The sequence below is a fragment of the Streptomyces griseomycini genome, assembly GCF_014203535.1.
Taxonomy (GTDB): Bacteria; Actinomycetota; Actinomycetes; order Streptomycetales; family Streptomycetaceae; genus Streptomyces; species Streptomyces griseomycini.
In genome coordinates, this window is sequence record NZ_JACHJI010000008.1 from 251329 (window position 1) to 277923 (window position 26595).

The 26595-nt window shown below is 72.5% G+C and carries 26 protein-coding genes; 6 read left to right on the forward strand and 20 right to left on the reverse strand.

Translation table 11 applies throughout. The features are described from left to right. Positions 1-16: 16 nt before the first annotated feature. On the forward strand, positions 17-727 hold the full coding sequence (locus tag FHS37_RS23620; protein WP_221500185.1) for a gamma-glutamyl-gamma-aminobutyrate hydrolase family protein: 711 nt from the start codon (positions 17-19) through the stop codon (positions 725-727). Positions 728-903: 176 nt separating this feature from the next. Here FHS37_RS23620 and FHS37_RS23625 read toward each other — a convergent pair whose 3' ends face one another. Then, positions 904-1839 carry a LysR family transcriptional regulator gene (locus tag FHS37_RS23625; protein WP_184824526.1) on the reverse strand — a complete coding sequence of 312 codons (936 nt, stop codon included), beginning with the start codon at positions 1837-1839 and terminating at the stop codon, positions 904-906. A 70-nt stretch (positions 1840-1909) separates the two neighbouring features. Here FHS37_RS23625 and FHS37_RS23630 point away from each other — a divergent pair, with 70 nt between their 5' ends. Next, positions 1910-3076: a TDT family transporter gene (locus tag FHS37_RS23630; protein ID WP_184824528.1), complete on the forward strand. Its 1167-nt coding sequence runs from the start codon at positions 1910-1912 to the stop codon at positions 3074-3076. On the opposite strand, the gene FHS37_RS23635 is transcribed toward FHS37_RS23630, so the two are convergent. From FHS37_RS23635 to FHS37_RS23650, 4 genes are all read right to left on the reverse strand, one after another. Next, positions 3003-3731 carry a helical backbone metal receptor gene (locus tag FHS37_RS23635; protein WP_184824530.1) on the reverse strand — a complete coding sequence of 243 codons (729 nt, stop codon included), beginning with the start codon at positions 3729-3731 and terminating at the stop codon, positions 3003-3005. The two genes, FHS37_RS23630 and FHS37_RS23635, sit on opposite strands and share 74 nt — an antisense overlap. Further along, on the reverse strand, positions 3728-4303 hold the full coding sequence (locus FHS37_RS23640; protein ID WP_184824532.1) for a helix-turn-helix domain-containing protein: 576 nt from the start codon (positions 4301-4303) through the stop codon (positions 3728-3730). The genes FHS37_RS23635 and FHS37_RS23640 overlap by 4 nt, the downstream gene beginning before the upstream one ends. Positions 4304-4729: 426 nt before the next feature. Then, the gene (locus FHS37_RS23645; protein ID WP_184824535.1) at positions 4730-7342 is read right to left on the reverse strand and encodes an ABC transporter permease/substrate binding protein; all 2613 of its coding nucleotides are present in this window, start codon (positions 7340-7342) and stop codon (positions 4730-4732) included. Continuing rightward, complete coding sequence (locus tag FHS37_RS23650) at positions 7335-8426, reverse strand: quaternary amine ABC transporter ATP-binding protein (RefSeq protein WP_184824537.1); 1092 nt, start codon at positions 8424-8426, stop codon at positions 7335-7337. The genes FHS37_RS23645 and FHS37_RS23650 overlap by 8 nt, the downstream gene beginning before the upstream one ends. A gap of 258 nt (positions 8427-8684) precedes the next feature. Between FHS37_RS23650 and FHS37_RS23655 the strand changes: the two genes are divergently transcribed. The 4 genes from FHS37_RS23655 to FHS37_RS23670 all read left to right on the forward strand — a co-directional run bounded on the left by FHS37_RS23655 (position 8685) and on the right by FHS37_RS23670 (position 11974). After that, positions 8685-9590, forward strand: a complete 906-nt coding sequence (locus FHS37_RS23655; protein ID WP_184824871.1) for a 5'-3' exonuclease — start codon at positions 8685-8687, stop codon at positions 9588-9590. Between the two features lie 114 nt (positions 9591-9704). Continuing rightward, entirely contained in the window at positions 9705-10550 is an 846-nt protein-coding gene (locus FHS37_RS23660) for a siderophore-interacting protein (protein WP_184824539.1), read from the forward strand. Positions 10551-10675: 125 nt separating this feature from the next. Continuing rightward, positions 10676-10972, forward strand: a complete 297-nt coding sequence (locus FHS37_RS23665; protein WP_184824541.1) for a hypothetical protein — start codon at positions 10676-10678, stop codon at positions 10970-10972. A 51-nt stretch (positions 10973-11023) separates the two neighbouring features. Beyond that, entirely contained in the window at positions 11024-11974 is a 951-nt protein-coding gene (locus FHS37_RS23670; RefSeq protein ID WP_184824542.1) for an RluA family pseudouridine synthase, read from the forward strand. Here the strand turns inward: FHS37_RS23670 and FHS37_RS23675 are convergent. The 15 genes from FHS37_RS23675 to FHS37_RS23745 all read right to left on the reverse strand — a co-directional run bounded on the left by FHS37_RS23675 (position 11968) and on the right by FHS37_RS23745 (position 26568). Then, on the reverse strand, positions 11968-13521 hold the full coding sequence (locus tag FHS37_RS23675; protein ID WP_184824544.1) for a cytochrome P450: 1554 nt from the start codon (positions 13519-13521) through the stop codon (positions 11968-11970). The two genes, FHS37_RS23670 and FHS37_RS23675, sit on opposite strands and share 7 nt — an antisense overlap. Positions 13522-13580: 59 nt before the next feature. Next, positions 13581-14201 carry a GTP-binding protein gene (locus tag FHS37_RS23680; protein ID WP_184824546.1) on the reverse strand — a complete coding sequence of 207 codons (621 nt, stop codon included), beginning with the start codon at positions 14199-14201 and terminating at the stop codon, positions 13581-13583. Further along, entirely contained in the window at positions 14182-14592 is a 411-nt protein-coding gene (locus FHS37_RS23685; RefSeq protein ID WP_184824548.1) for a DUF742 domain-containing protein, read from the reverse strand. Before FHS37_RS23685 ends, FHS37_RS23680 begins: the two co-directional genes overlap by 20 nt. After that, a complete protein-coding gene (locus tag FHS37_RS23690) occupies positions 14589-14996 on the reverse strand; it encodes a roadblock/LC7 domain-containing protein (RefSeq protein WP_024885160.1) in 408 nt (135 codons plus the stop codon). Before FHS37_RS23690 ends, FHS37_RS23685 begins: the two co-directional genes overlap by 4 nt. Then, positions 14993-16624: an ATP-binding protein gene (locus FHS37_RS23695; RefSeq protein WP_184824550.1), complete on the reverse strand. Its 1632-nt coding sequence runs from the start codon at positions 16622-16624 to the stop codon at positions 14993-14995. Before FHS37_RS23695 ends, FHS37_RS23690 begins: the two co-directional genes overlap by 4 nt. A gap of 491 nt (positions 16625-17115) precedes the next feature. Beyond that, positions 17116-19974, reverse strand: coding sequence for a DEAD/DEAH box helicase (locus tag FHS37_RS23700; protein WP_184824552.1), 2859 nt, complete (start codon positions 19972-19974; stop codon positions 17116-17118). A 41-nt stretch (positions 19975-20015) separates the two neighbouring features. After that, positions 20016-20906 carry a diacylglycerol kinase gene (locus FHS37_RS23705; RefSeq protein WP_184824554.1) on the reverse strand — a complete coding sequence of 297 codons (891 nt, stop codon included), beginning with the start codon at positions 20904-20906 and terminating at the stop codon, positions 20016-20018. 30 nt (positions 20907-20936) lie between these two features. Then, positions 20937-21806, reverse strand: coding sequence for a twin-arginine translocase subunit TatC (gene tatC, locus FHS37_RS23710; protein WP_184824873.1), 870 nt, complete (start codon positions 21804-21806; stop codon positions 20937-20939). Between the two features lie 92 nt (positions 21807-21898). Further along, positions 21899-22180, reverse strand: coding sequence for a Sec-independent protein translocase subunit TatA (gene tatA, locus FHS37_RS23715; RefSeq protein WP_184824556.1), 282 nt, complete (start codon positions 22178-22180; stop codon positions 21899-21901). A 241-nt stretch (positions 22181-22421) separates the two neighbouring features. After that, the gene (locus FHS37_RS23720; protein WP_184824558.1) at positions 22422-22616 is read right to left on the reverse strand and encodes a hypothetical protein; all 195 of its coding nucleotides are present in this window, start codon (positions 22614-22616) and stop codon (positions 22422-22424) included. Between the two features lie 59 nt (positions 22617-22675). Then, positions 22676-22936, reverse strand: a complete 261-nt coding sequence (locus FHS37_RS23725; protein WP_184824875.1) for a hypothetical protein — start codon at positions 22934-22936, stop codon at positions 22676-22678. Positions 22937-23036: 100 nt separating this feature from the next. Next, positions 23037-24032, reverse strand: a complete 996-nt coding sequence (locus tag FHS37_RS23730) for a helix-turn-helix transcriptional regulator (protein ID WP_184824560.1) — start codon at positions 24030-24032, stop codon at positions 23037-23039. 18 nt (positions 24033-24050) lie between these two features. Next, positions 24051-25004: a helix-turn-helix transcriptional regulator gene (locus tag FHS37_RS23735; RefSeq protein ID WP_184824562.1), complete on the reverse strand. Its 954-nt coding sequence runs from the start codon at positions 25002-25004 to the stop codon at positions 24051-24053. Positions 25005-25133: 129 nt separating this feature from the next. Further along, positions 25134-25505 carry an FKBP-type peptidyl-prolyl cis-trans isomerase gene (locus FHS37_RS23740; protein WP_184824563.1) on the reverse strand — a complete coding sequence of 124 codons (372 nt, stop codon included), beginning with the start codon at positions 25503-25505 and terminating at the stop codon, positions 25134-25136. A gap of 61 nt (positions 25506-25566) precedes the next feature. Continuing rightward, positions 25567-26568, reverse strand: a complete 1002-nt coding sequence (locus tag FHS37_RS23745; protein WP_184824564.1) for an FKBP-type peptidyl-prolyl cis-trans isomerase — start codon at positions 26566-26568, stop codon at positions 25567-25569. Positions 26569-26595 lie beyond the last annotated feature (27 nt).

The following is a 26595-nucleotide window of genomic DNA, read 5'->3' on the forward strand; positions in this document are numbered from 1 at the left end:
ACGGAGGGTGCACGGCATGACGGCCGGACCGCTCATCGGCATCAGACCACTCATCGGCATCAGCACGTACGCGGAGTCCGGCGTGCGCTGGGGCGTGTGGCAGCTGGACGCCGCGCTGCTGCCCGCCGGCTATCCCCGGCTGGTGCAGCGGGCGGGGGGACTGGCCGCGATGCTCCCGCCGGACGCGCCGGAGCACGCCGCGGCGACCGTGGCGCGGCTCGACGGCCTGGTGATCGCGGGCGGCCCGGACGTGGAGCCCGTCCGCTACGGGGCCGAGCCCGACCCGCGCACCGGACCGCCCGCGCGGGCACGGGACGCCTGGGAGCTCGCGCTGATCGGGGCGGCCCTGGAGCGCCGTCTCCCCCTGCTCGGGATCTGCCGGGGCATGCAGCTGCTGAACGTCGCCCTCGGCGGCACGCTCGTCCAGCACGTCGACGGTCACGCCGAGGTGCCGGGCGTCTTCGGCCGTCACCCGGTCAAGCCGGTGCCGGGCACGCGCTACGCCGGGCTCGTCCCGGAGGAGACCTCCGTACCGACCTTCCACCACCAGGCGGTGGACCGCCTGGGCGAGGGTCTGGTCCCGTCGGCCCACGCGGAGGACGGGACGGTGGAGGCGCTCGAACTCCCGTCGGCCCCCTGGGTCCTGGGCGTCCAGTGGCACCCGGAGATGGGCGACGACGTGCGGGTGGTGCGGTCCCTGGTCGCCGCCGCGGCGACCGCCGTCTAGGGGTGCTGCCCCGGGACGCCGGTGGCGGGCGGCGCCTTGTCGGCGCGGGTGAGCGGGCGACGGGGTGCTCCGCGCCTCCCGCGGGCGTGCGGCCCCGTCCGGGCGGCCGCCCCCGGACAGCGCGCCGGCACCGACGTCGTCGGCGGTGCGGTCCGTCGAAGCGGTGGGCGCGCCCCTCAGCCCCGGGTCAGCGACAGCAGGTCCCGCGCCGGGCCCGTGGGGCGGTGGCCGGTCGGCCAGACCGCCCGCAGGTCGCGGGCCAGCGCGATGCCGTGCACGGGGATGCGGACCAGGCGGCGCATCGCCAGCTCCTCCCCCACGGCCAGCTCGCTGAGGACCGCCGGGCCGGCACCGCTGACCACCGCCGCCTTCACCGCGGTGGTGGAGGACAGCTCCATCAGCGGGCGGGCCGGGCCGCCCAGCGCGGCGTCCAGGACCTGGCGGGTGCCGGAGCCCGTCTCCCGCAGGATCAGCGGGGTGGCCGCCAGTTCCGCCGCGGCGAGCGGGCCCCTGCGACGGGCCCAGGCGTGGGACGGCGCCGTCACGACGATCAGCCGGTCATGGGCGATCACCGCGGAGTCCAGCCCCGCCGGCACCGTCAGCCCCTCCACGAACCCCAGGTCCGCCTCGCCCGACAGCAGCCGCTCGGCCACCGCCGCCGAGTTGCCGGCGTGCAGCGACACCGCCGTGTCCGGCCGCTCGGCGCGCAGGGCGATCAGCCAGCCCGGCAGCAGGTACTCGGCGATCGTCATGCTCGCCGCCACCCGCAGCCGTGAGTCCCTGCGGTCCCGCAGGGCCTGCGCCCCCGCGTCGAAGGCCTCCGCCGCCTCCACGATCCGCCGTGCCCAGTCGGTGACCAGGGCTCCCGCGCCGGTCAGCCGCGATCCCCGCGGCGAGCGGTCCACCAGCGCCACCCCGAGCTGCCGTTCCATCGACCGGATCCGACTGCTCGCCGCGGGCTGGGTGATGCCCAGCTCCCGTGCCGCGCCGCCCAGGCTCCCCAGACGCGCCACCGCCAGCAGCAGTTCCAGCGCCCCGAGGTCCGGCACCCGGTGGGCCAGGGATCCGGTGGCCGGGGGGCGATCGCCGGCGTGGTCGTCCGTTGTGCTCATAAGGCCAGCTTATGTCGCCATAGGGGCACGCTCCCTGGCGGCCACCCTCCCCCGGTACGACCGTATGACCATGGTCATCGCAGCCCGCTCCCGTCCGCCTCTCCTCCGTGCCACCGCACGGCCCCGGCGCGCCACGGCCGTCCGTCACCTCGGGCCCAACTGGTACGCCTGTGTCATGGGCACCGCCATCGTGGCCGGTTCCGGAGCCGCGCTGCCCGTGCGCGTGCCCGGGCTGCGCACCGCGCTCACCGCCGTCTGGGCCCTGTCCCTCGTCCTCCTCGTGGTCCTGCTCGCCGCCCGCGCCCTGCACTGGGTCCACCATCGCGACCAGGCCCGCGCCCATCTGCTCGACCCGGCCACGGCCCCGTTCTACGGCTGCCTGTCCATGGCGTTGCTGGCCGTCGGCGGCGGCGCCCTCACCGTCGGGCGGGACTGGATCGGCACCGGCCCGGCCGTCGCCCTCGACGCCGTGCTGTTCACCGCCGGTACGGCCGTCGGGCTCGCGGCCGCCGTGACCGTCCCGTACCTCATGGCCGTACGCCACCGGGTCGGGCCGGAGCAGGCGACGCCCGTGTGGCTGCTGCCGCTGGTCGCGCCCATGGTGTCCGCCGCCCTCGGCCCGCACCTGGTCCCCCACCTGCCGCCGGGGCAGCCCCGGCGGACGCTGCTGCTCGCCTGCTTCGCGCTGTTCGGGCTCAGCCTGTTCGCGACCCTGGTGATGCTGCCGCTGGTCTTCGCCCGGCTGGTCACCGGCGGCCCGCCGCCCCTCGCGCTCACCCCGGCGCTGTTCCTGGTGCTCGGGCCGCTCGGTCAGTCCACCACCGCCGCCGGCGCGTTCGCCGACGTCGCCCCCGGTGTCGTGCCGGCGCCGTACGACGAGGGCTTCGGCCTGCTCGCGGTGCTGTACGGGGTGCCCGTCACGGGCTTCGCGCTGCTGTGGCTCTGTCTCGCCGGCGCCCATGTCGTGCGGGCCCTGCGCCGGGGGATGCGCTTCTCGATGACGTGGTGGTCGTTCACCTTCCCGGTCGGCACCTGTGTCACCGGCGCCGAGGCGCTGGCCCGGCACACCGGGCTGCTCGCCTACGACGGCCTCACGCTCTTCCTGTACGTCCTCCTCGTCGCCGCCTGGGTCACCGCCGCGGTGCACACCGCGCGGGGCCTGGTCAGCGGCGCGCTGCCCGCAGGGCCCGGCCCAGTACCGTCGGCGCCTCGGCCAGCGACGGCCCGTACCAGGTGAGGTGCCGGCCGCTGACCAGCGCGCAGGGCAGCCCGGGGAAGGCCTCCGGCCCGTCGTCCGCGGTGAAGCGGTACGGCTCGTCGGGGAGCACGACGAGGTCCGGGCCGCTCGCGCGCAACGCGTCGAGCCCGATCCGCGGATAGCGCTCCGGGTGGGTCGCGTACGGGTGGTCGACGCCGAGCCGGGACAGCAGGTCACCGGCGAAGGTGTCCCGGCCCAGCACCATCCAGGGCCGCCGCCAGACCGGCACCACCGCCGTCCGGCGCTCCGGCGGCGCGGGCAGGGCCGCCCAGGCGGCCTCGGCCTCGTCCAGCCACCGGGGCCGCGGGGGCGCCCCGCACGCCGTGAGCACCCGGGCCAGCTCGCGGAAGGCCTGCGGCAGCGTCCGCACCCGTGTCACCAGCACCTCGACGCCCGCCGCGCGCAGGGCCGCCAGGTCGGGCTCGCGGTTCTCCTCCTCGTTGGCGACCACCAGGTCGGGGGCGAGGGCGACGATCCGGTCCACCTTCGGGTTCTTCGTGCCGCCGACGCGCACGACGTCCAGCTCCGCCGGGTGCGTGCACCAGTCGGTGGCGCCGACCAGCAGGCCGGGGGCGGAGAGCGCCACGGCCTGAGTCAGCGACGGGACGAGGGAGACGACCCGGGTGCCGTTCATCGGCGCGGCCTGTCCCGCACCGCCTCGATGTGCTCGGCCACGGCGACGACGACGAGCCGCGTCTCCGGGACCGTGGCACGCCAGCGGTGCCGGACGCCTCCGGTGAGGTACAGGGTGTCGCCGCGGCCGAGGCGGTAGGCGCGGCCCTCCGCCTCGATCTCCACGGCACCGTCCGCCACGTACATCAACTGGTCGTTGCGGAACTGGAGTTCCCGGCCGGCGTCATGGTCGCCGGTGAACTCCGAGGCGTGCATCTGGTGGTGACCGCGCACCAGGGAGCGCACCCTCGGGTCGGGCTCCGGTTCACCGCCGGTCCCCTCGGCGCGGACGACGTCGACGCTGCACGCCGGGTCGGCCGCGGCGAGGAGCTCCACGGCGGTGGTGCGCAGGGCGTCGGCGACCTTCTCCAGGGAGCTCCGGCTGGGACGCGCCCGCTCGTTCTCGATCTGGCTCAGGAACGGTACGGACAGGCCGCTGCGCTCGGCCACGACGGCGAGGGTGAGGTCCAGCGCACGGCGCCGCCGCCGCACCGCCGCGCCCACCCGCAGGGGCTGTTCTTTGTGGTCGCCCATCGCTCCGGCTCCCTCCTTCGCCCATCGTCCCGCACCCGGCGCCCCGGTGTCCCGGCGCGCGTTCCCTGTGAGGTTGTCTGCACCCTACGCATGTCCGGCAAACCGTTTCAGGCGCCTGTCACGTCGCCGTCGCACAGGGCCGGGGCCGACCCCCCACTTCGCGCCGGCCGTCGAGCGGGCCGTTCGGTTCCCCGCGCGCGATACGGGATGTTCCCGCCATTGTTCCCCGGGGTCGGCCGAAGGTCACGGTGAGGTCCGGGGAGGGCATGGCGGTGTGTGGTTGTCCGGATTCTTGCCGTGACCGCGTGCGACGTCAGGCCCCGGACATGCCTCAGGGGCGGGACCGGCCGCGCCGTCAGGTGCGGGGCCGGGCCCGCCCCTGACGGCGCGGCCGGTACGGCGACTGCTACGGAATCATCCGCTCCGCTACTGCGGGGTCATCCGCTCCACCACGTCCGGGTGCTCCTTCAGCCAGGCGGCGACGGCCTCCTCCTCGTGACCCTGGCCGCGGTCCTTGATCTCGCGCTCCAGGGTGCCGAGCTCGTCCTCGGTCATCCTGAAGTTCTTGATCCACTCCGTGAGCCGCGGGTACCGCTCGGGGAACTCCTCGCTCGCGATGGTGTGGATCGTGTTGCCCTCGCCGAAGAGCTTCTCGGGGTCCTTCAGCTTGGTCAGCTCGTACTCGCTGTACGCCCAGTGCGGCGACCAGAGGGTGACCGCGACGGGCTTCCTCTCGGCGTAGGCGCGCTTGAGCTCGGCCAGCATCGCGGGCGTGGAGCCGTCGACGACCTCGTACTCCTCGTCCAGGCCGTAGCCCGGCAGGACCTTCGTCTTCAGCAGGTTCATCTCACCGGTGCCCGGCTCGATGCCGATGATCCGCCCGTCGAAGAGGTCGGCCTTTCCCTTGAGGTCCTCGAGGGACTTCACGTCCTTGACGTAGGAGGGCACGGCGATCTCCAGCGAGGTCGGCTCGTACCAGGTGCCGAGGTCGGTGAGCTTGTCCTTGTTCGGCTCCCAGTAGTTCTTCTGGGCGTGCGGCAGCCAGGCGTCGAAGTTGAGGTCGAGGTCGCCGGAGGCGAGGCCGGTGTAGACCGGGCCGACGTCCATCTGCTTCAGGTTCAGCCGGTAGCCGCGCCGCTCGAGGACGTTCTTCCACAGGTAGGTGATGGCGACGTCCTCCTCCCAGGGGAACCAGGCCACGTCCAGCGGCCGCTTCGCCTCGGCGGGGGTGGCACCGGAGCCGACCGGGGCCAGCTCGTCGACGATGCCCGGGTTGTCCTTCAGCCAGGCGCGGACGGCGTCCTGCTGCCTGCCCTTGCCGGCCTTGTTGATCTCGGCCTCGAGGCCGGTGAGCTGCTCCTCGGTCATCGAGAAGTCCTTCAACCACTTGCCCACGAGCGGGTTGTCCTCGGCGAAGCCCTTGCGGGACAGCGTGTGCACGCCGTCGCCCTCGCCCCAGGAGCCCTTGGGGTCCTCCAGCTTCTTCAGGTCGTAGTCGCTGTACGCCCAGTGCGGCGACCAGAGCGTGACGACGACCGGTTCCTTCTTGCTGTAGGCCCGCTTCAGCTCGGCCAGCATCGCCGGCGTGGAGCTGTCGACGACCTCGTACTCCCCGTCCAGGCCGTACTCCTTGAGGACCTTGCTCTTGAGCAGGCCCATCATGCCGGCGCTGGACTCGATGCCGGTGATCCTGCCGCCGAAGAGGGACGCCCTGCCCTTGAGGTCCTCCAGCGAGTCGACGTCCTCCATGTACGCCGGGACGGACAGCTCCAGCGACGTCTCGTCGTACCAGGAGCCGAGGTCCTCCAGCTCGTCCCCGTACTTCTTCATGTACGGCTCGTGGGTGGTGGGCAGCCAGGCGTCCGTCTGGAAGTCGACGGTGCCCTGCGCGAGCGCGGTGTAGAGCGGGCCGGCCTCGAACTGCTCGGCCTCGACCTCGAAGCCGCGCCGCTCGAGGACCTCCTTCCACAGGAAGGTGGAGGCGATGCCCTCGTCCCAGGGGATGTAGCCGATGGTGACCTTCTTGCCGTCGCCGACCCTCTCGCCGCCGGCGGTGGTGTCCGCGCCGCCGGCGTTGCCGCCGAAGAGGCCCGTGCCGCCCGCCACCAGGGCCAGGACGACGACGCCGATCACGGCGACCTGCGGGCGGGGCCGGTAGGACCAGATCTTCATCCCCTGGGCGGCGCGGGCCTTGGCGGCGGCGCGGCGGCCGAGCGGGGAGACCTGGGTGCCCAGGGCGCTGGTCATGCGGTCCAGGTAGATCGCCAGGATGACGATGGCGATGCCGGACTCGGCACCGAGGCCGATGTTGAGCTGCCCGATGGCCTCGATCACCGCGCCGCCCAGGCCGCCGGTGCCGACCATGCCGGCGATCGCGGCCATGGACAGGCCGAGCATGATGACCTGGTTGACGCCCGCCATCACCGTGGGCAGCGCCAGCGGGAGCTGGACGCGCAGCAGGGTGTTGCGGGGCGTGGCGCCGAACGCCTCGGCGGCCTCGACGAGCTCCTTGTCGACCTGGCGGATGCCCAGCTCGGTCATGCGCACACCCGGCGCGAGCGCGAAGATCAGGGTGGCGACGATGCCCGGGGCGGGACCGGTCCCGAAGAACAGGATCGCCGGGATGAGGTAGATCATCGCGGGCAGCGTCTGCATGAAGTCCAGGACCGGCCGGACGAAGGCGCTGACCCGGTCCGAGCGGGCCGCCCAGATGCCCACGGGCACCGATATGACCAGCGCGATCACGGTGGCGACGATGACCAGCGACAACGTCACCATCGAGTCCTCCCACAGTTCGAGGGAGTCCAGGAAGGCGAAGCCGGCGAAGGTGAGGACACCGGCGAAGGTGCCGCGCAGCCAGAAGGCGATCACCGCGAAGATGCCGGCGAGCAGCAGCGGCTCGGGTGCCTGGAGGACGGCGTTGACACCGTCGTAGGCACCGGTGAAGACGGCCTTGAAGAAGTCGAACAGCCAGGTCACGTTGGCGAGCAGCCAGTCGACCGCGCTGTTGACCCAGTCGCCGAGCGGGATCCTAGGCACGGGCCATCACCTTCTCGCCGCCCTTGTCCCGCGGGGAGTCGCAGGTGCCGGGGACCGCCTCCTCGTCGCCGAGGAAGCCGACGAGGCGCTGCCGGGGCACGACCCCGACGAGCGCGTCCTCCTCGTCCAGCACCGCCACGGGGTGCGGTACCCGGGCGCTGATCGCGCACAGGTCGGTGAACGGCGTCTCGGGCGTCGCGGTCTCGCAGCCGCAGTCGGCCTCGTCGCCGCGGACCTCGCGCTCCATCACCGCGCCGGCGGTGAGCACGCGGGAGCGGTCGACGTCCTGGGTGAAGGAGGCGACGTAGTCGTCGGCGGGGCGGATCAGGATGTCCTGCGCGGTGCCGATCTGCACGATGCGGCCGTCGCGCATCACCGCGACGCGGTCGCCCAGGCGCATGGCCTCGTTGAGGTCGTGGGTGATGAAGACGATCGTCTTCCTCAGCTTCTTCTGCAGTTCGATCAGCTGGTCCTGCATGTCGCGGCGGATCAGCGGGTCGAGCGCGCTGAAGGACTCGTCCATCAGCAGCAGGTCGGCGTCGGTGGCGAGCGCGCGGGCGAGGCCGACGCGCTGCTGCATGCCGCCGGACAGCTCGTCGGGCCACGACTTCTCCCAGCCGGCCAGACCGCACAGGGCGAGCGCCTCGTCGGCGCGGCGTTCGCGCTCGGCGCGGGGCACGCCCTGCACTTCCAGGCCGTAGGCGGCGTTGTCGCGGACGCTGCGGTGCGGGAAGAGCGCGAAGTGCTGGAAGACCATGCTGATCTTCTTCGAGCGGACCTCGCGCAGCTGCCGGCCGGACAGCGCGGTCAGGTCCTGGCCCCCGAAGCGCACCTGCCCGGCGGTCGGCTCCAGCAGACCGTTCAGCATCCGCAAGAGGGTGGACTTCCCGGACCCGGACAGGCCCATGACGACGAAGATCTCGCCGGGCTCCACGGTGAACGAGGCGTCGATGACGGCCGCGGTGGTGCCGTCGGCGCGCAGCTCCTCCCGGTCGGTCTCCTTCTTGCGCAGTCGTTCGACCGCCTGGTCCGGTCGTCTGCCGAACACCTTGTACAGATGCTCGGCCTCAAGCCTGGCTGACACGCGTACCTCTTGTCTCGACGGCAATGGCAAGGAGCGATGCGCGGCGGACGGTTCACACGGTCCGGACAGTTGAATCTGCAACCGGCATCGCTCCGGGGCCGCGCCTCCCCGGTTTTGCACAGGGCAAACACGTTCGTGCGCCGCCTCACACCGGCACCGCAGGACGCAACGCGTTGCGTGAAGCGCACAGCCGTGTCCGCGCACCGCGGGGCGCTGTCGGTGGCGTACGGCATGATGCGGAACGTGACCGGACGACTGATGCTCCTCGACACCGCCTCCCTGTACTTCCGCGCCTACTTCGGCGTCCCGGAGTCCGTCAGGGCCCCGGACGGCACGCCGGTGAACGCCGTGCGCGGGTTGCTCGACTTCGTCGACCGCCTGGTGAAGGACCACCGGCCGGACCGCCTGGTGGCCTGCATGGACGCCGACTGGCGCCCGCACTGGCGGGTGGAGCTGATCCCCTCCTACAAGGCGCACCGCGTCGTGGCGGAGCACGCGGCGGGTCCGGACCAGGAGGAGGTGCCCGACACGCTCTCCCCCCAGGTCCCGGTCATCGAGGCGGTCCTGGACGCGATCGGCATCGCACGCGTGGGGGTCGCGGAGTACGAGGCGGACGACGTGATCGGCACGTTCACCGCCCGGGCCGGGGGACCGGTCGACATCGTCACCGGCGACCGCGACCTGTACCAGCTGGTGGACGACGCGCGCGGGGTGCGGGTGCTGTATCCGCTGAAGGGCGTCGGCACGCTCCAGGTCACCGACGAGGCCGTGCTGCGCGAGAAGTATGGGGTGGACGGCCGGGGGTACGCGGATCTGGCGCTGCTGCGCGGTGACCCGAGCGACGGCCTGCCGGGCGTGCCGGGCATCGGGGAGAAGACGGCCGCCAAGCTGCTGGCCGAGTTCGGCGACCTGGCCGGGATCCTGGCGGCCGTGGACGACCCGCGGGCGAAGCTCACGCCGTCGCAGCGCAGGCGTCTGGACGTGGCGCGGCCGTACCTCGCGGTCGCTCCCAAAGTCGTCCGGGTCGCGGACGACGTCCCGCTCCCGGACGTCGACACGGCGCTGCCGGGTGCGCCGCGCGACCCGGCCGCGGTGGAGTCCCTGGCGGCCCGCTGGGGCCTCGGGGGGTCGTTGCAGCGCCTGCTGACGACCCTCGCGGGGTGAGCCGCGCGCGTCCTCAGCCGTCGGTGAACCGGACCGGCCTCCCGCCGACGGGGCGTCGACCACGAACGGAGTGCTAACTTAGGTAAACCTAACCACCACCGCTGGGAGGCCCGCATGGCAGAGCGACCGGCACGTGCTCCGCGCACGCCGTACACCGCCGAGGTCGTCCGCACCGAGCGGCTGACCCCGCACGTGCACCGCGTGGTGCTCGGCGGCGAGGGACTCGCCGGCCTCGCGGCGGACACCTGCACCGACCACTACGTCAAGCTGCTGTTCCCGGCCGCGGGGGCGACCTACCCGGAACCCTTCGACCTGCAGCGCATCCGGGACGAGTTCCCGCGCGAGCAGTGGCCGGTGACCCGGACGTACACCGTGCGCCAGTGGGACGCCGAGCACCGCGAGATGACCCTGGACTTCGTGATCCACGGGGACGAGGGCCTGGCCGGCCCCTGGGCGGCGAACGCCCGGCCGGGCGAGGTCGTGCGGTTCCTCGGGCCGGGCGGCGCCTACGCTCCGGACCCGGCCGCCGACTGGCATCTGCTCGTCGGCGACGAGAGCGCGCTGCCCGCGATCGCCCGTTCCCTGGAGGCGCTGCCGCAGGGCTGCGAGGCGTACGCCTTCGTGGAGGTCGCCGGGCCCGAGGAGGAGCAGAAGATCGACTCCGACGTGGAGATCCGCTGGCTGCACCGCGGGGGCCGCCCCGTCGGCGAGGCGCTGGTGGAAGCCGTGCGGGAGCTGGACTTCCCCGAGGGCCGGGTGCACGCCTTCGTGCACGGCGAGGCCCACTTCGTGAAGGAGCTGCGCCGCCTGCTGCGGGTCGAGCGCGGGATCCCGCGCGAGGACCTGTCGATCTCCGGTTACTGGCGGCTCGGCCACAACGAGGACGGCTGGCAGGCCTCCAAGCGGGAGTGGAACGCACGCGTCGAGGCAGAGCAGGAGGGGGCGGAAGCCTCTTCCTGACCTCCCGGTTCCGCCCGGGACGCGCCGCGTCACCGACGCCGGCCGGGTGAACCGGGGCCCCGTGCCGGCCCGGGGCGGCGTGGCGGGCCGGTTCCGGACGGACCGCTGCCCGATGATCCGGGCACGTGGCACACACCTTCGAAGAGCTCGTGGCCAAGCAGCGCGCGGCGGACGAGGCACACACCCGGGTACGACAGCTGGAGGAGGCCTACGGCCCGCCCGCCCGGGCCGAGTGGAGCGGGCAGCAGACCACCACCTGGGAGACCGCCTGGCGGGCCTGGCGCGATCTGGCGCGGGACGTCCGGGTCGCGGTGAACGAGTACGCGCGCGCCGAGGGCCTGCCGCGCCACGAGGTCGAGGCCCGGGTGCAGCGGGCGGTACGGCACGGGGAGCAGGGCGGGACGGACGCCCCGGACGCGTAGCGCCCCGCCCGGCACCCCCGCTCGCGGCCCGGCCTCGTACCCTTGCTCGCTGTGAGACGCAGACGCCCGGCCCCGCCCTCCCCCCTGCCGCAGCGCGACGGCGTGGACCCGGTGCGGGTGCGGCTGCCCGCCGGGGGGCCGGGGGCCACGGTGCGGGAGCACCTGGTGGGGCGGCTCGCGGCCGGGCCCGGTGTCGTCGACGGGATGTTCGCCGCGGGGCTGGTCGTCGGGGCGGACGGGCGGGCCGTGCCGGCCGACGCCCCGTACGTGCCCGGCATGTTCGTGTGGTTCCACCGGGAGCTGCCCGAGGAGGTGCCGGTGCCCTTCCCGCTGGAGGTCGTCCACCGGGACGAACACATCGTCGTCGTCGACAAGCCCCACTTCCTGGCCACGACCCCGCGCGGCGGCCATGTCGCCCAGACGGCGCTCGCCCGGCTGCGCCTCGAGCTCGGCGTTCCGGAGCTCGGTGCCGCGCACCGCCTGGACCGGCTCACCGCGGGGCTGGTGCTGTTCACGGTGCGCCCCGAGGAGCGCGGCGCGTACCAGACGCTGTTCCGCGACCGGCGGGTGCGCAAGGAGTACGAGGCCGTCGCCCCCCACGACCCCGGGCTGGAGCTGCCCCGGACCGTGCGCAGCCGGATCGTGAAGGAGCGCGGGGTGCTCGCCGCCCGGGAGGTCGCGGGCGAGCCGAACGCGCTGACCCGCGTCGAGCTCGCCGAGCACCGGGCGGACGGCCTGGGCCGGTACCGGCTGGTGCCCGGCACCGGGCAGACGCACCAGCTGCGGGTGCACATGAACGCCCTGGGCGTGCCGATCCTCGGCGACCCGCTGTATCCCGAGGTGACCGGCCCCGTCCCGGCCGGTGACTTCCGGCGCCCGCTGCAGCTACTGGCGCGGTCCCTGGAGTTCACCGATCCGGTGACGGGCGTGGAGCACCGGTTCACCAGCCGCCGGGGGCTCGCGGCGTGGTCCTCGTACGAGGACTGGGCCGCCGGTCAGTAGCCGCGCCACCAGAGCAGGAAGCGCCGCCACGCACCCCGCGGCCGGACCGGTTCCGCCGTCGGCTGCGGCGGTGGCACCGACCCGGGCTCCGGGGCCGGCACCGCCGCGGGCCGCGGGGCGGGGGCGGTGCGCTGCCCGGACGGCGCCGCCGGTGCGGAGGGCGCGGGGACCGGCGCGGGCTGCGGCCGGGCGGCGCCGATGTGCCAGTCCTGCTGCGGGGGCGACTCGTTCTGGTGGCTCGGCCGCTGCCTCACGTCCTGCTGCGGCCGCGGGGTGAACCGGACGGGCAGCGACACGAGATGACGCGAGGCGATGGACTCGGTGTATTCCAACTCGTCCTCGTCCACGTCGAGTTCGACGTCGGGCAGTCGCATGAGCAGCGCGTCGACGCCGACTTCGGCGATGAGGCGGCCGATGTCCTGGCCGGGACACTCGTGCATGCCACCGCCGAAGGCGAGGTGCGAGCGATTGCCCTGCATGTCGGCGGTCGGGTCGGGACGCACCCGGGGGTCGACGTTGGCCGGTGCGGGTGCGAACAGCAGTCCGTCGCCCTTGCGGATGCGCTGACCGCCGAGTTCCGTGTCCTGCTTGGCGTAGTAGGCGAAGATGGTGCTGAACGGCGGCTCGTCCCAGAGGAGTTGTTCCACCGCCTGGGGCACGGTCATCTGACCGCCGTTGAGCTGGGAGCGGAAGCGCGGGTCGATCAGCACCTGGCGCAGCACGTTGGCGAGGAGGTTGGCGGTGGCCTCGTAGGCGGCGATGAGCACCACTCTGAGGTGCTGGCTGACCTCCTCGTCGGTCAGCCCGGCCGGATGGCTGACGAGGTGACCGGCGAAGTCGTCCAGCGGCTCCACCCGGCGGCGGGCGGTGAGGCGTTCCAGGGCCTCCATCACGTAGGCGTTGCTCGCGATCGCGGTCTCGGTGCCGCGGATCATGTCACGGGCGGCCTCGACCATGCGGTCTTCGTACGCGTCGGGCATGCCGAGGACGTGGCACATCACGGCCATCGGCAGGTGCTCGGCGTACTGACCGACCAGGTCGGCCTCGCCCGCCTCGCAGAACCGGTTGACGACGCGCTGGACGCTGCGGTTGACGTGCCGGCGCAGGCCGCGGAAGTCGGTGGCCGCCACGGCGGCGTCGATGGCGCCGCGCCACCGCCGGTGCTCCTCGCCCTCGGCGTGGGCGCACATCGGCTGCCAGGCGATGTGCGGCATCAGGGGGTGGTCGGGCTTGACCAGGCCGTCCCGGAGCGCGGACCAGATGCGGCTGTCCTTGCAGAACTGCGCCGGGCTGCGCACCAGCTGCTGGCTCTCGGCGTGGCCGAGCACCACCCACAGCGGAACGTCGTCGTGGACGAGCACGGGCGCCACCGGGCCGTGCTCGGCCCGCAGTTCCTCGTAGAGCTTCTTCAGGTCGTCCGACCGGTGCAGCCGGGCCAGCCCTCCGGGGCCCGGGCCGTGCGCGGGGCACCCGGGGGGCGGGCCGGGCCGGGGGACGTCCGTGCCGGCCGGGGAGTCCGACGTCAGGGGGTGGGATTCAGGCGTCACTGTGGTCGCTCCGGAGAAGGGGAAAGGCAGAGGTCTGGGAAGGCGCGGGATCCCGCGCGTCAGGTGAGCGAGCCCGTCATGGCGAGCGAGTGCAGGAAGCGCATCAGGGTCATCAGGACGTCACGGCTGGAGGCGCGGCGCCGCACGTCGCACTCCACGATGGGGATCTGCTCGGACAGGTCGAGGGCGGCCCGCAGGTCGGCGATGGGGTAACGCGGCGCGTCCGGGAAGGAGTTGACCGCGACGACGAACGGCACTCCGCGCTCCTCGAGCCGCCCCATGACGTCGAAGCTGACCTCGAGCCGACGGGTGTCGACCAGCACGACCGCGCCGAGCGCCCCCTCGAACAGGCCGTTCCACAGGAACCAGAAGCGTTCCTGGCCCGGCGTGCCGAACAGGTACAGCACCAGCTCGTCCGTGATCTTGATGCGGCCGAAGTCCATGGCGACGGTGGTGGCCGTCTTGGACGCGGAACCGAAGTTGTCGTCGACCCCGATGCCGGCCTGTGTCATGGTCTCCTCGGTGGTCAGCGGTTTGATCTCGCTGACCGAGCCGACCATGGTCGTCTTGCCGACCCCGAACCCGCCCACGATCACGATCTTCACCGCGGACTGCGCCGTGTGGGGCAGCTGGTCCTCGGCGCGTGGGCCCGGGATGGTGTCAGAGCCTTTGAAGTCCATGCATCACCGCTTCGAGAAGGGAACGGTCCGGGAGCGCCTTGCGGACGATCGGGGAGCGCGCCTGGACCAGTTCCGCCGACAGCATCTCGGTGAGCAGCGCGGTCACCACGCTGAACGGCAGACCGAGATAGGCCGACAGTTCGGCCACGGACAGGGGGGCGGCACAGAGCCGGAGCAGCGCCGCCTGCTCGGGGGTCGCGGAGGGCGGGGGGTCCGGGGAGCGCGCCACGATCAGCGTCACGAGGTCGATGTCGGCACGCTCGCCGTCCGGACCGGCGACGACGTACAGCCGCTCCGGGTTGCCGCCCTCGCCCTCCTTCCCGGCCGGTGCGGCCGGTTGCGGAGGGGGGGCGTCCCGGGGGGTGCGCCTCAGGCGTTGCGGAGGAGTCATACGGTCTGCCCGTTCCGTCGCGGCGGACTGGTCAGATGGGCGCCGATGCGGACGACGAGGTCGCGCATCATGCCGCCCATGCGGCCGGGTTCGCAGGTCATGTCGGAGAGCACGGCGAGATAGGCGTTGGCGCCGGCCGCCATCAGGTAGAAGTAGCCTTCGTCGATCTCGATGAGCACCATCTTCATCTCGCCGTCGCCGTGCGGGAGTTCCTGGGCGACGGCCCCGGCGAGGCTCTGGACGCCGGCGCAGGCGGCGGCGACCCGGTCGGCGGCGTCCGGCTCACCGCCGTAGCGGGCGATGCGCAGGCCGTCGGCGGAGAGCACCACGATCATCTCGACGCCGGGTACGCCGTCGGCGAGCTCCTTGAGCATCCAGTCGAAGTTGGCTCGTTGCTGGATCACTTGAGGTCCCCCTCGTCATCGGCCTCGGTGCGGGCCGGTTCGTTGATGAGATGCAGGTAGGCGGTCGGGTTCCGGGTGAAGTCCGTGGGGTGGACGCCCGGGTCGAGGTCCTTCTTCAGGCCCTCCCAGAAGGCGTCGACCCACAGCCCGGGTTCACGATCGTTCTGCTTCTTCTTCTCGGGCTCTGCGGCCGCCCAGATGTCGTGGTACTCCTCGCCCCGCTCCCTGGCCTCCCGCTCGGCCCGTTCGACGGCCGCCTGCTCGGCGTAGCGCTGGGCCAGCGGGGTCTTCACCCGGCTGCGGCGCTGCGGCAGCCCGCCGGGGGTCCACTCGGTGACCTCGGGGACGTCGTCCTCCAGGGCGACCGTGTCGGGGATGCGGGGGCTGGTGGGGCGGCGCTTCTTGGGCGTGCGCTTCGGTCCCGGGAGGGCGTCGACCGGGCGGGGCACGGCGGTCGCCCCGATGCCGTGGGCGAGGCCCACGCCGGGCTGGTCGGTGATCATCTCGCTCGGCACGACGAGGACGGCACGGACCCCGCCGTAGGCGGAGGCGCGCAGCGAGACCTGCATGTTGAACTGGGTGCACAGCCGGCCGACGACGGCGAGGCCGAGGCGCGGGTTGGCGCCGATCTCCTGGAGGTCGACGCCCCGCTGGGCGCGCTCCAGGATGTCCTCGATCCGGGCGCGGGCCTGCTCGTCGAGGTTGACCCCGGCGTCCTCGATCTCGATGGCGACGCCGGTCTGCACCTCGGTGGCGGTGACGCTCACCTTGCTGGTCGGCGGCGAGTAGCGGGTGGCGTTGTCGAGGAGTTCGGCGGCGGCGTGGATGACCGGCTCGACGTAGATGCCCTTGATGTTGACCTTGGCGATCGACTTCAGGTCGATGCGGCGGTACTCGAGGATGCGGGACATGGCGCCGCGCAGCACGCTGTAGAGCGCGACCGGCTTGGGCCACTGGCGTCCGGGGCGGCCTCCGCCGAGGACGGAGATGGAGTCGGCGAGGCGGCCGATCAGCGCGGTGCCGTGGTCGATGCGCAGCAGGTCGTCGAAGACCTCGGGGTTGCGGCCGTGGTCCTCCTCCATCTCTCGGAGTTCCTTGGCCTGCTGGTGGACGATCGCCTGGACGCGGCGGGCGATGCTGACGAAGGAGCGCTGGGAGGAGTCCCGCAGGTTCTCCTCCTCGTCGATGATCCGCAGCATCGTGCTCAGCAGCTCGGTCTGGTACTTCGGCAGGTCACGCCAGGCCGGGTCGAGGCGGGGCAGGTCGCGGAGCACCTCGGCGGGGTCGTTCCCGCGGTGCAGGTGGTCCAGGGCCGCGGGGACGACCTGCTGCGTGAAGTGCTGCGTCTCCGTGTCGTGGGCGGCGATCCGCGCCTCCAGATACGCACGGTGACGCTCGTGCTCGGCCCGCGCGTCGCGCAGGACGCGGCCGCGGCGCACCGCCTCGGCCGCGGTGGCGATCACCAGCAGGGTGGCGACGGCACCGCACACGCCGACGGCGATCCGGGCGGGCTCCGCCACCAGGGCGACGGCTGCTCCGGCCACCGCGGCCATCACTATGGCCGGCGGCAGCAGCACGCGCGTGTAGGGAAGTTCACGACGACCGGGCGGGGATTGGACACTCACCATGTAGGCCTCTGAAACGAATCGGCTGGTGGTCGGGGAACGTACGGGGCATGTCGGGAAGCACTGTGGGCATTCCGCACCAGGGGGAACAAACGCACGAATTCATGCCAACCCGGTGCGCTGCGGGCGAGCTTAGTCCGACCGGATCATCGCCATGTCATATTCAGCGAGTACCGGAAACGACCCCTGGGACAGGAGTACGCTCGGGTTCATTTGCACAGCGGGGCACCGTTCGAACACGGCGAGTGACGTCGCACGGGCGCACGGAAACCCCTCACCGTCACGGGTGAAAGGGGCGGTGCGGTGGCACCGGGAGGCCCTTCGGCGGCGTCCTGGACGACGCCGGGTGCGCACGGATCCCGATCCTGCCCACGGAACCGGCCGGTGATGCCTCCCGAGGGGGCGCACAGGACGCGACAGCCCGGCGCGCACGGGGCGCGCCGGGCTGTACGGCGTACGGAGCCTCGGGTACGGGCGGAGGCACCCGGAGCGGGTCAGCCCACGGACGAGTAGGCCACCACGCCGCGCAGCAGCCCCTCCACCGCCTTGCGGGCGTTCTTCGCGACCGTCGAGCCCTCGACGGCCGGCGCCGCCGCCGAGATCTGGCCGAGCACGTCGATGACCTGCTTGCACCAGCGCACGAAGTCGCCGGCCGGCATCTCCGCCTCGCGCAGCACCTCGTCCAGGCCCTTGCCGGACGCCCACGTGTAGGCGGCCCAGGCGAAGCCGAGGTCGGGTTCGCGCTGGCCCACGCCCTCGGTCTGGGTGATCCGGAACTCCTCCTCCAGGGCGTCCAGCCGTCCCCAGATGCGGACCATCTCGCCGAGCGCGGCCTTGGCCTTGCCCGACGGCAGCTTGGGCGCCATCGCGTCGTCACCGACCCGCGCCTCGTACACCAACGCCGAGACGCAGGCGGCGAGTTCGGCCGGGGCCAGCCCCTCCCAGACGCCCTCGCGCAGGCATTCGCTGGCCAGCAGGTCGAGCTCGCCGTACAGCCGCGCGAGCCGCTTGCCGTGCTCGGTGACCTCGTCGCCGCGCAGGTAGTCCATCTCGGTCAGCAGCGCGACGATGCGGTCGAAGGTGCGGGCGATGGTGTTCGTCCGGCCCTCGATGCGCCGCTCCAGCTGCGAGGTGTCGCGCAGCAGCCGGTGGTAGCGCTCGGCCCAGCGGGCGTGGTCCTCGCGGTCCGAGCAGCCGTGGCACGGGTGCGCCCTCAGCGCCTTGCGCAGCCGGGCGATCTCCCGGTCGTCGGCCGCCTGGGAGCGCCGCTTGCGGTGCCGCTCCGGCTCGATGTGGCCGGCCTTGGTGCGCAGCGCGGAGGCGAGGTCCCGGCGGGACTGCGGGGAGCGCGGGTTGAAGGACTTCGGGATCCGCATCCGCTCCAGCGCCTCGACCGGCACCGGGAAGTCGATCGACGCCAGCCGCTTGACCTGCCGTTCGGCGGTCAGCACCAGGGGGCGCGGACCGTCGTGGTACTCGACGCCGCGGTGGCCGTTGGAACGGCCCGCGGGCAGCCCCGGATCGAGGACCAGTGCCAGCCCCGCGTACTTGCCGGTGGGCACGTGGATGACATCGCCCGGCTTGAGCTTCTCCAGTGCGACGGCCGCCTCCGCGCGCCGCTGCACCGCGCCCTGCCGGGCCAGCTCGGTCTCCCGGTCCTTCAGCTCGCGGCGCAGCCGCGCGTACTCCTCGAAGTCGCCGAGGTGGCAGGTCATGGAGGCCTTGTAGCCCTCCAGCCCCTCCTCGTTGCGCTGCACCTGGCGCGAGATGCCGACGACCGACTTGTCCGCCTGGAACTGCGCGAACGACGTCTCCAGCAGCTCGCGCGAACGGTGCCGGCCGAACTGCTCGACCAGGTTGACGGCCATGTTGTACGACGGTTTGAAGCTGGAGCGCAGCGGATACGTGCGCGTGCCGGCCAGTCCCGCGAGGTGCTCGGGGTTCATGCCGCGCTGCCACAGCACGACCGCGTGGCCCTCGACGTCGATGCCGCGCCGGCCGGCCCGGCCGGTCAGCTGGGTGTACTCGCCGGGGGTGATGTCGGCGTGCTGCTCGCCGTTCCACTTGACGAGCTTCTCCAGCACCACCGAGCGGGCGGGCATGTTGATGCCGAGGGCGAGGGTCTCGGTGGCGAACACGGCCTTGACCAGCCCGCGCACGAACAGTTCCTCGACGACCTCCTTGAACGTCGGCAGCATGCCCGCGTGATGGGCCGCGATGCCGCGCTCCAGGCCCTCCAGCCACTCGTAGTAGCCCAGGACGTGCAGGTCCTCGGCCGGGATGGAGGCGGTACGCTCCTCCACGAGCGAGCGGACCCTGGCCCGCGCCTCCTCGTCGTTGAGCCTCAGGCCCGCGTACAGGCACTGCTGGACGGCGGCCTCGCAGGCGGCCCGGCTGAAGATGAAGGTGATCGCGGGCAGCAGGCCCTCGGCGTCGAGCCGCTCGATGACCTCGGGCCGGCTCGGCGTCCACACGCGCGAGCGCTGCCGGCGCTCCCGCTCCCGGTCCGCCTCGCGCATGTTGTTCCGCCCCCGTCGCCGATCGCCCCAGGACGGGCGGCTCGCCTCCAGGCGGGCCATGCGCGTGAGGTCGGGGTTGACGGCCTTCTTCCGGCCCTCGCCCTCCTCGAACAGGTCGTAGATCCGGCGCCCGGCGAGCACGTGCTGGAACAGCGGCACGGGCCGGTGCTCGGAGACGATCACCTCGGTGTCGCCGCGGACGGTGTCCAGCCAGTCACCGAACTCCTCGGCGTTCGACACCGTCGCCGACAGGGACACCAGGGTCACCGACTCGGGGAGGTGGATGATCACTTCCTCCCAGACGGCGCCGCGGAACCGGTCGGAGAGGTAGTGCACCTCGTCCATCACCACGTAGCCGAGGCCGAGGAGGGTCTGCGAACCCGCGTACAGCATGTTCCGCAGCACCTCGGTGGTCATCACGACCACCGGGGCGTCGGAGTTGACGCTGTTGTCGCCGGTGAGCAGGCCCACCCTGTCGGTGCCGTAGCGACGGCACAGGTCGGCGTACTTCTGGTTCGACAGCGCCTTGATCGGTGTCGTGTAGAAGCACTTCTTGCCCTGCTGCAGGGCGAGGTGGACGGCGAACTCGCCCACGATCGTCTTGCCGGAGCCGGTGGGCGCGGCCACCAGCACGCCCTTCCCCGCCTCGAGCGCCCGGCAGGCCTCGATCTGGAAGGGGTCGAGGCCGAAGTCGTACATCTCGCGGAAGGAGGCGAGCGCGGTGGCCTGCTCGGCAGCGCGCCTGCGTGCTGCCGCGTACCGCTCGGCCGGTGAGAGGTCCTCTGTCATCGTACTTTCGAGCGTACCGGGCCCCACCGACAACAGGACGATCATTATCCGGATCGGCTCCTGCGAGGTCCGGGGGTCCGCCCGGCTCAGGGGCCGACGACCCGCACGGCGGCGCGCACGCACCGTGCGGTCAGCGGCAGCGGCCCGACCGGCTCCCCGTCCGCGTACCCGGTGATCCCCTCGGCGGCCAGCTCCACGCTCGCCGCCCGGAACACGGTGACCTTCGGATGCTCGACGTGCGTGCCCCGGTACACCGTCGGGAACACCCGCAGCAGCGTGCCCCGCCCGCAGTCCCCCACCACCGTGACGTCCAGCAGCCCGTCGGTGAGGTCGGCGCCGGGGCATATCCGCATGCCGCCCCCGTAGGACGATCCGTTGCCGACGGCGACCAGCGTGGCCTCGACCTCGCGGACCCCGCCGCCGTCGAGGGTGATCCGGTAGGGGAACGGCCGGAAGGCGGCGAGCTCGGCGATCATGGCGAGGTCGTACTTGAACCGTCCCGCGGGCAGCCGCATCCGGTTGCCGCGGTCGTTGACCCGGGAGTCGAAGCCGGAGGCGAGGACGGTGCCGAACCAGCGGTCGCCGACCCGGCCGAGGTCGACGTCGCGCACCCGGCCGCACTTGAGCGCGTCGGCGATCATCCGGCCGGCGGCGGCCGGTTCCCGCAGCGGCATGCCGAGGGCGCGGGCGAAGTCGTTGCCGGTGCCGACGGCGACCAGGCCGAGCGGGGTGCCGGTGCCCACGACGGCCTGCAGCGCCAGGTTCGCCAGGCCGTCACCGCCGACGGCGATCAGGGCGCCCGTGCCCTCGGCGACGGCGGCACGCGCGCGTGCCAGGGCGTCCTCGGCGTCCGTGCCGAGCACCGTCCGCACCGAGAATCCGGCGGCCCGCAACGCGGAAGCGGCCGGCCGCGCCGCCCGGGCGCCCCGGCCGCGACCCGCGGTGGGGTTGACGAAGAGGGTGATCTCGCTGGTCACGGAGTGACCCTACGAGCTGCGGCCCGATCCTCAGGTCACGTCGTCATAACCGTTGACCCGGTCCTTGGTCGCCTGCTCGGGCAGGGCTGCCACGGGTTCCACCGGCTCGACGGCCTCGGGGGTGAGGTCCAGCTCGGAGGCCTCGTCGTCGGCGGGGCCCGACGCCTCCCTGCGGGCGCGCCGTTTGTCGTTGACCAGTGAGAACGCCACGGCGACGAAGTAGAGCAGGATGATCGGTCCGGACAGCGCGATCATCCCCACCGGGTCGGTCGTGGGCGTCGCGACCGCGCCGAAGACGAAGACGCCCATGACGACAGCGCGCCACCAGCCGATCATGCGGCGGCCGGAGACGATGCCGACCAGGTTCAGCATGATCAGCAGCAGGGGAAGCTCGAAGGCCAGGCCGAAGACCAGCACCATCCTGATGGTGAAGTCGAGGACCTCGTCGAGCGAGAGGATGTTGGCCGATCCCCCGGGGGTGAGGCTGAGCAGCACCTTGATGCTGATGGGGAGGATGACGTACGACAGGTAGGCGCCGCCGACGAACAACGGAACCGCGGCCGAGACGAAGTAGTAGGTGTACTTCTTCTCGTGCTTGTGCAGCCCGGGTGCGACGAAGGCCCAGAGCTGGTAGAGCCACACAGGGCTGGAGACGATCAGGCCGGCCATGAGGCTCACCTTGATCGTCGTGGTGAACGGCGACGTCAGCGTGTTGAAGGACACAATGGCGCAGTTGCCACCGTCGCTGTTCGCCAGGTCCTCGCATTTCGGCACCGGCTCCGCGAGGAACTGCATGAGCTGCTCGCTGTAGAACGCGGCCGCGATCATCACCACGAGGATCGCGACGACGGCCTTGGCGAGCCGATTGCGCAGCTCACGCAGGTGTTCCACCAGGGGCATCCGCCCCTCGGGATCCCTCTCCTGTTTGCGGGCAGACTTGAGCAACCCACGTTCCCATCTCGTGCGGCGGGCCGGAGATCACCGGCCCTGCGTCAGCGCTTGGTCGTGTCCGTCGGCTCCGTGACCGGGCGGGAGCTGGTCACGTCGCCGGGGGCCGCCTGGATGGTGCGCTGCGCCGGGGGCTGCTCGTCGCCGGCCGGCGGATCGGCCGGGGCGGAGGACTTGTTGTCCTCCTTCATCGCCTTCGCCTCACTCTTGAGGATGCGGGCCGACTTGCCGAGCGACCGCGCCATGTCCGGAAGCTTCTTCGCACCGAACAGCAGAATGATGACGACGAGGATCAGAATGATCTCGGTAGGTCCGAGCCGTCCCATAAGTCTTTACCTTCTCACCGAGGCGGGTGGGTGGCTGTCCGACCGGTCGGACATGTGCCCGAACGACGGCGCTGGCAGCGATCGTAACGCTCAGGGGTGAACGTCCGGCAATCCCCGTGCGTACTCCCGTCCGCGGTCCGGGCCTCGTTCTCCGGTCCGCGTTCAGCAGCGTACCTGCCGGTTCCGACAACTCGACAGGGCACAGCGGCGAACCCGCGTCCGGAAAGCGCTCGGAGAACGCTCAGAGGGCTTCGGCGGAACGGGCCGCGCCGGCCGCCGCGCGCTCCAGGTCCTCCGCGGCCCGGTTGATGCGGCGCGCGGAGTCCGTGACCTGCCTGCCGAGCCGCTCCGCCTCGACGAACACCCGGACGGCGAACACCCCGAGCACCACGAGACCCAGAAAACCCACGGCAACCGCGAACATCGGCCAGAACATGGAGTCGAGCCTAGACCGTCCCCGCGGGCGGCGGGCGTCCGGCCACCCGCCCGGACCCGTCAGACCGTCGAGTGCAGCCGCAGCGTGCGCACCCCGCCGCCGGTGAGCAGCTCGACGATCCGCTCCCCGGCCGGCTTGCGGACGGCCGCCCCGCAGACGGGGCAGGTGAAGGAGTAGAAGGTAGTGCGGCTGCTGGCGCCGATGGCCAGGCGCAGCGCGCTCGCGGCGAGCTCGAAGCGTTCCCGGCAGTCCGGGCAGCCCGCGCGGAAGACGACCGGGGCCACGTTCCTCATCCCCGCGAACGCGGACGCCACCGTCATGCCCCGCCCACCGGGCACCGCCGACTCGCTCACAGCACCCGCCCCTGTCCGTCGTCCCGTCCGTCCCGTACCGCGTGCACCGCGTGCGCCCCGCGCGGCCTCATCCGGCGGCCTCGATCCCGTCGTACGCCGCCAGCGCCTCACGGGCCGCCTGCCGGGCGCTGTCGGCGAGCTCGGGCGGCTCGACGATCCGTCCGTCCCGCCCGAGCCGCAGCGCCAGCCGCCTGAGCGAGGCCGGGTCGGGGGTGCGCAGGGTGATGCGCAGCCCGCCGTCGGGGAGCTCGTCCGCGCTGTCGTGCGGGTAGTACTCGGCGACCCAGCGTCCGCCCGGCCCGACCTCGACCACGACCTCCGGGTCCTCGGCCGCGGGCTGCACCAGCGCCTCCGACAGGTCCCGCAGCTCGATCTCGGGCGGCGCGGAGGGCTCGTCGAGGATCCTGATCTCGGCGACCCGGTCGAGCCGAAAGGTGCGGCGCGCCTCGGAGCGGCGGCACCAGGCCTCGACGTAGGTGTGGCCGACGCTGACCAGGCGGATGGGATCGATCTCCCGTTCGGTGACCTCGTCCCGCGCGGGTGAGTAGTAGCGGATCCACAGTCTGCGGCGCTCGGCGATGGCCCGGTCGACGTCGGCGAAGACGCCGCCCTCGGACTCGAAGGTCACCGAGAGCCGGGAGCTGGCGCCGGCCGCCTCACCGGCCGCGGCCTCCACCTTGGCGGTGGCCCGCAGCAGCGCCTGCCGGTCGCTCTCGCGCAGTCCGGGCAGCGTGGCCACGGCGCGGGCGGCGACCAGCAGGGCGGTGGCCTCGTCGGCGGCGAGCCGCAGCGGCTCGGCCGCCTCCGCGCCGAGCGCGGCGGGGTTGTGCCACCAGATGCGCTCGCCGTCGGTGTCGATGTCCAGCAGGTCGCCGCCGCGGAAGCTGGTGCCGCACATGGGCAGCACGTCGAGGTCGGAGACCAGCTCGTCCTCGGTGATGCCGAAGGCGCGCGCCACGTCCTCGACGCGGGCGCCGGGGCGCTCCCGCAGGTACGTCACCAGGGAGAGCATCCGTCGGGTCTGGTCGATGGCGTTCACGGGCCTGACCGGTTTGCCTGCCACGTTGTCGTCCGCTCTCCCTCAGCCCTTGGCCACGGCGCGCAGCCGGTCCACCACGTCGGCCCGCAGCTCGGCGGGTTCCAGGACCACCACGTCCGGTCCGAACTCCACCAGCCAGGCGTCCAGGCCGTGTCCGTACGGAATCTCCAACTCGTCCCAGCCGTCGCCGAGTTCCCGCACCGCGGTGGCCTTCGCCCGAAGGGGGTAACCGGCGTTCGAACGCAGCCGGATCCGCGCCGAGCGGTCGGCGGTCTCCCCCGCCCAGCTCGCCACGGTCTCGCGCACGGTGACGACGTCGGGCACCGGCGCGGTGTACCGGCCGCCGCGCGAGCGCACCTTCCCGGTGATCCGGGAGAGCCGGAAGACCCGCTCGGCGCCCCGGTCGCGGTCCCAGCCGGCCAGGTACCAGTGGCCGCGCCAGCACTCCAGCGCCCACGGCTCCACGTGCCGCTGCTCGGGCTGGGCGGCGTTGGCCTTGCGGTAGTCGAAGACGACCGGCCGGCGGTCCCGGCAGGCCAGCATCAGCGGCTCGAACGCGGCCTCGTGCACGGGGATGCGCGGCTCCAGCGCGCCGTGGGCCCCGTACGGGTCGACGTCCTCGGGCAGTCCGGCCGCGCGCAGCTTCTGCAGGGCGCCGCTGGCCGCGCCCGCGAGCCGGGCCTGCTGCCACACCTTGGCGGCCAGTCCCAGCGCGGCGGCCTCCTCGGCGTCGAGGGTGATGGGCGGCAGCCGGTTGCTGTCGCGGCGGGCCAGGTAGCCGACCTCGCCGTCGAGGCTCTCGACGGTCTCGATGACCAGTCCGAGTTCGCGCAGGTCGTCCTTGTCGCGCTCGAACATCCGGTTGAAGGAGTCGTCGGACCCCGCTTCCAGATAGGCCTCGATGGACTCGCGCAGCTCGCGCTTGCTGAGCGGCCGTCGTGTCCCGAGCAGACACAGCGCCAGATTCATCAGCCGCTCGGCCTTGGCAATGGCCATCGACGCCCTTCGCCTCCCTGTGGTGCTTACGACGGACGACCGTACCGCTCCACGGTGTCCTGACAAAAGCCGAGGGCCCACGCCCGGACAGGCGTGGGCCCCAGGTGATCGGGTCCTGTCGTACGACGATCAGACCCCGAGCAGGTCGACCACGAAGATCAGGGTCTCACCGGGCTTGATCGCCGGGGTGGGGCTCTGGTTGCCGTAGGCGAGGTGGGCGGGGATGGTCAGCTGGCGGCGGCCGCCGACCTTCATGCCCTGCACGCCCTGGTCCCATCCCTTGATGACCCGGCCGGCGCCCAGCGGGAAGCGGAAGGGGGTGCCGCGGTTCCAGCTGGCGTCGAACTCCTCGCCCGTGCTGAAGGCGACACCGACGTAGTGGACGGTGACGGTCTGGCCCGCCTGCGCCACCTCGCCGTCGCCCTCCCAGATGTCCTTGATCTCGAGGTCCGCCGGGGGCTCGCCGCCCGGGAAGTCGATCTCGGGCTTGTCGATGCTCACGTCTGATGCTCCTGCTTGTCTGCGGAAAGGCGAACACGCACAGTCTTGCATCTCACGGGCATCACAGCTTCGCGAGGAGGTCGACCGAGAACACCAGCGTGGAGTCCTTCTTGATCTTGCCGCCCTGCGGCGGGGTGTCGCCGTAGCCCAGCTCCGGCGGAATGACGATCAGGACGCGGCTGCCGACCTTCTTGCCGGTCAGCCCCTGTGCCCAGCCCTTGACGACCTGCTGGAGCGAGAACGAGGTGAGCTGCTTCCGGCTGTACGTGGAGTCGAACTCCTCACCGCCGTCCCACAGCACGCCCTTGTACTGCACCAGCACGCTGTCCTCGGCGCCGACCTCCTCGCCGTCGCCCTCGATGACGTAGTTCGCCACGAGCTTCTTCGGCGCGTCCGCGCCGGGCACCTCGACGGAGGGCGCCTTGCCGTCGGTGTTGGTGCCGACCTTGGGCAGGTCGATGTCGTCCTGGGCGACCTCGGTGCCCTTGGCGCTGCTGTTCGCCTTGAACGTGTCCTTCACGTCCACGACGAACACCAGCGTGTCGGTGCCCTCGATGCCCGCCTGCTGGTTGCCCTGCTCGCCGTATCCCCAGGTCGGCGGGACGGCCATCTGGACGCGGCTGCCGGCCTTCTTCCCGATGAGGCCGTACCGCCAGCCGTCGATGATGGCGCCCTGGGTGAGCGGGAGCGCCAGGCGGGCCCCCCGGTCGTAGGAGTTGTCGAACACCTTGCCGGTGTCCCAGATCTGGCCGAGGTAGTGGGCCACCACGAAGTCGTTCTCCGCGACCGTCCTGCCGCCGCCGGCGATGACCGTCTTCACCGCGAGCTGGCCGGACGGGTCGCCGCTGCCCTTGGCGACCGTGGGCTTCTGGTCGAACTCCGTGCCCGCGGTGATCGCCGGCAGCGGGCCGTCGACGATCTTCGGCGGCGGCGCCTCGGACGCCTGGGACGCGGAGGGCGAGGCGCTGTCGCTGGCCTTGCTCGAGTCGGACTTGTCGTCGCCGCACGCGGCGAGGGTGACCAGTCCAGCGGGTACGGCGAGGAGAAGTGAGCGTCGGCGCACGGTGGGGGCCTCGTAATCGTCGATCTT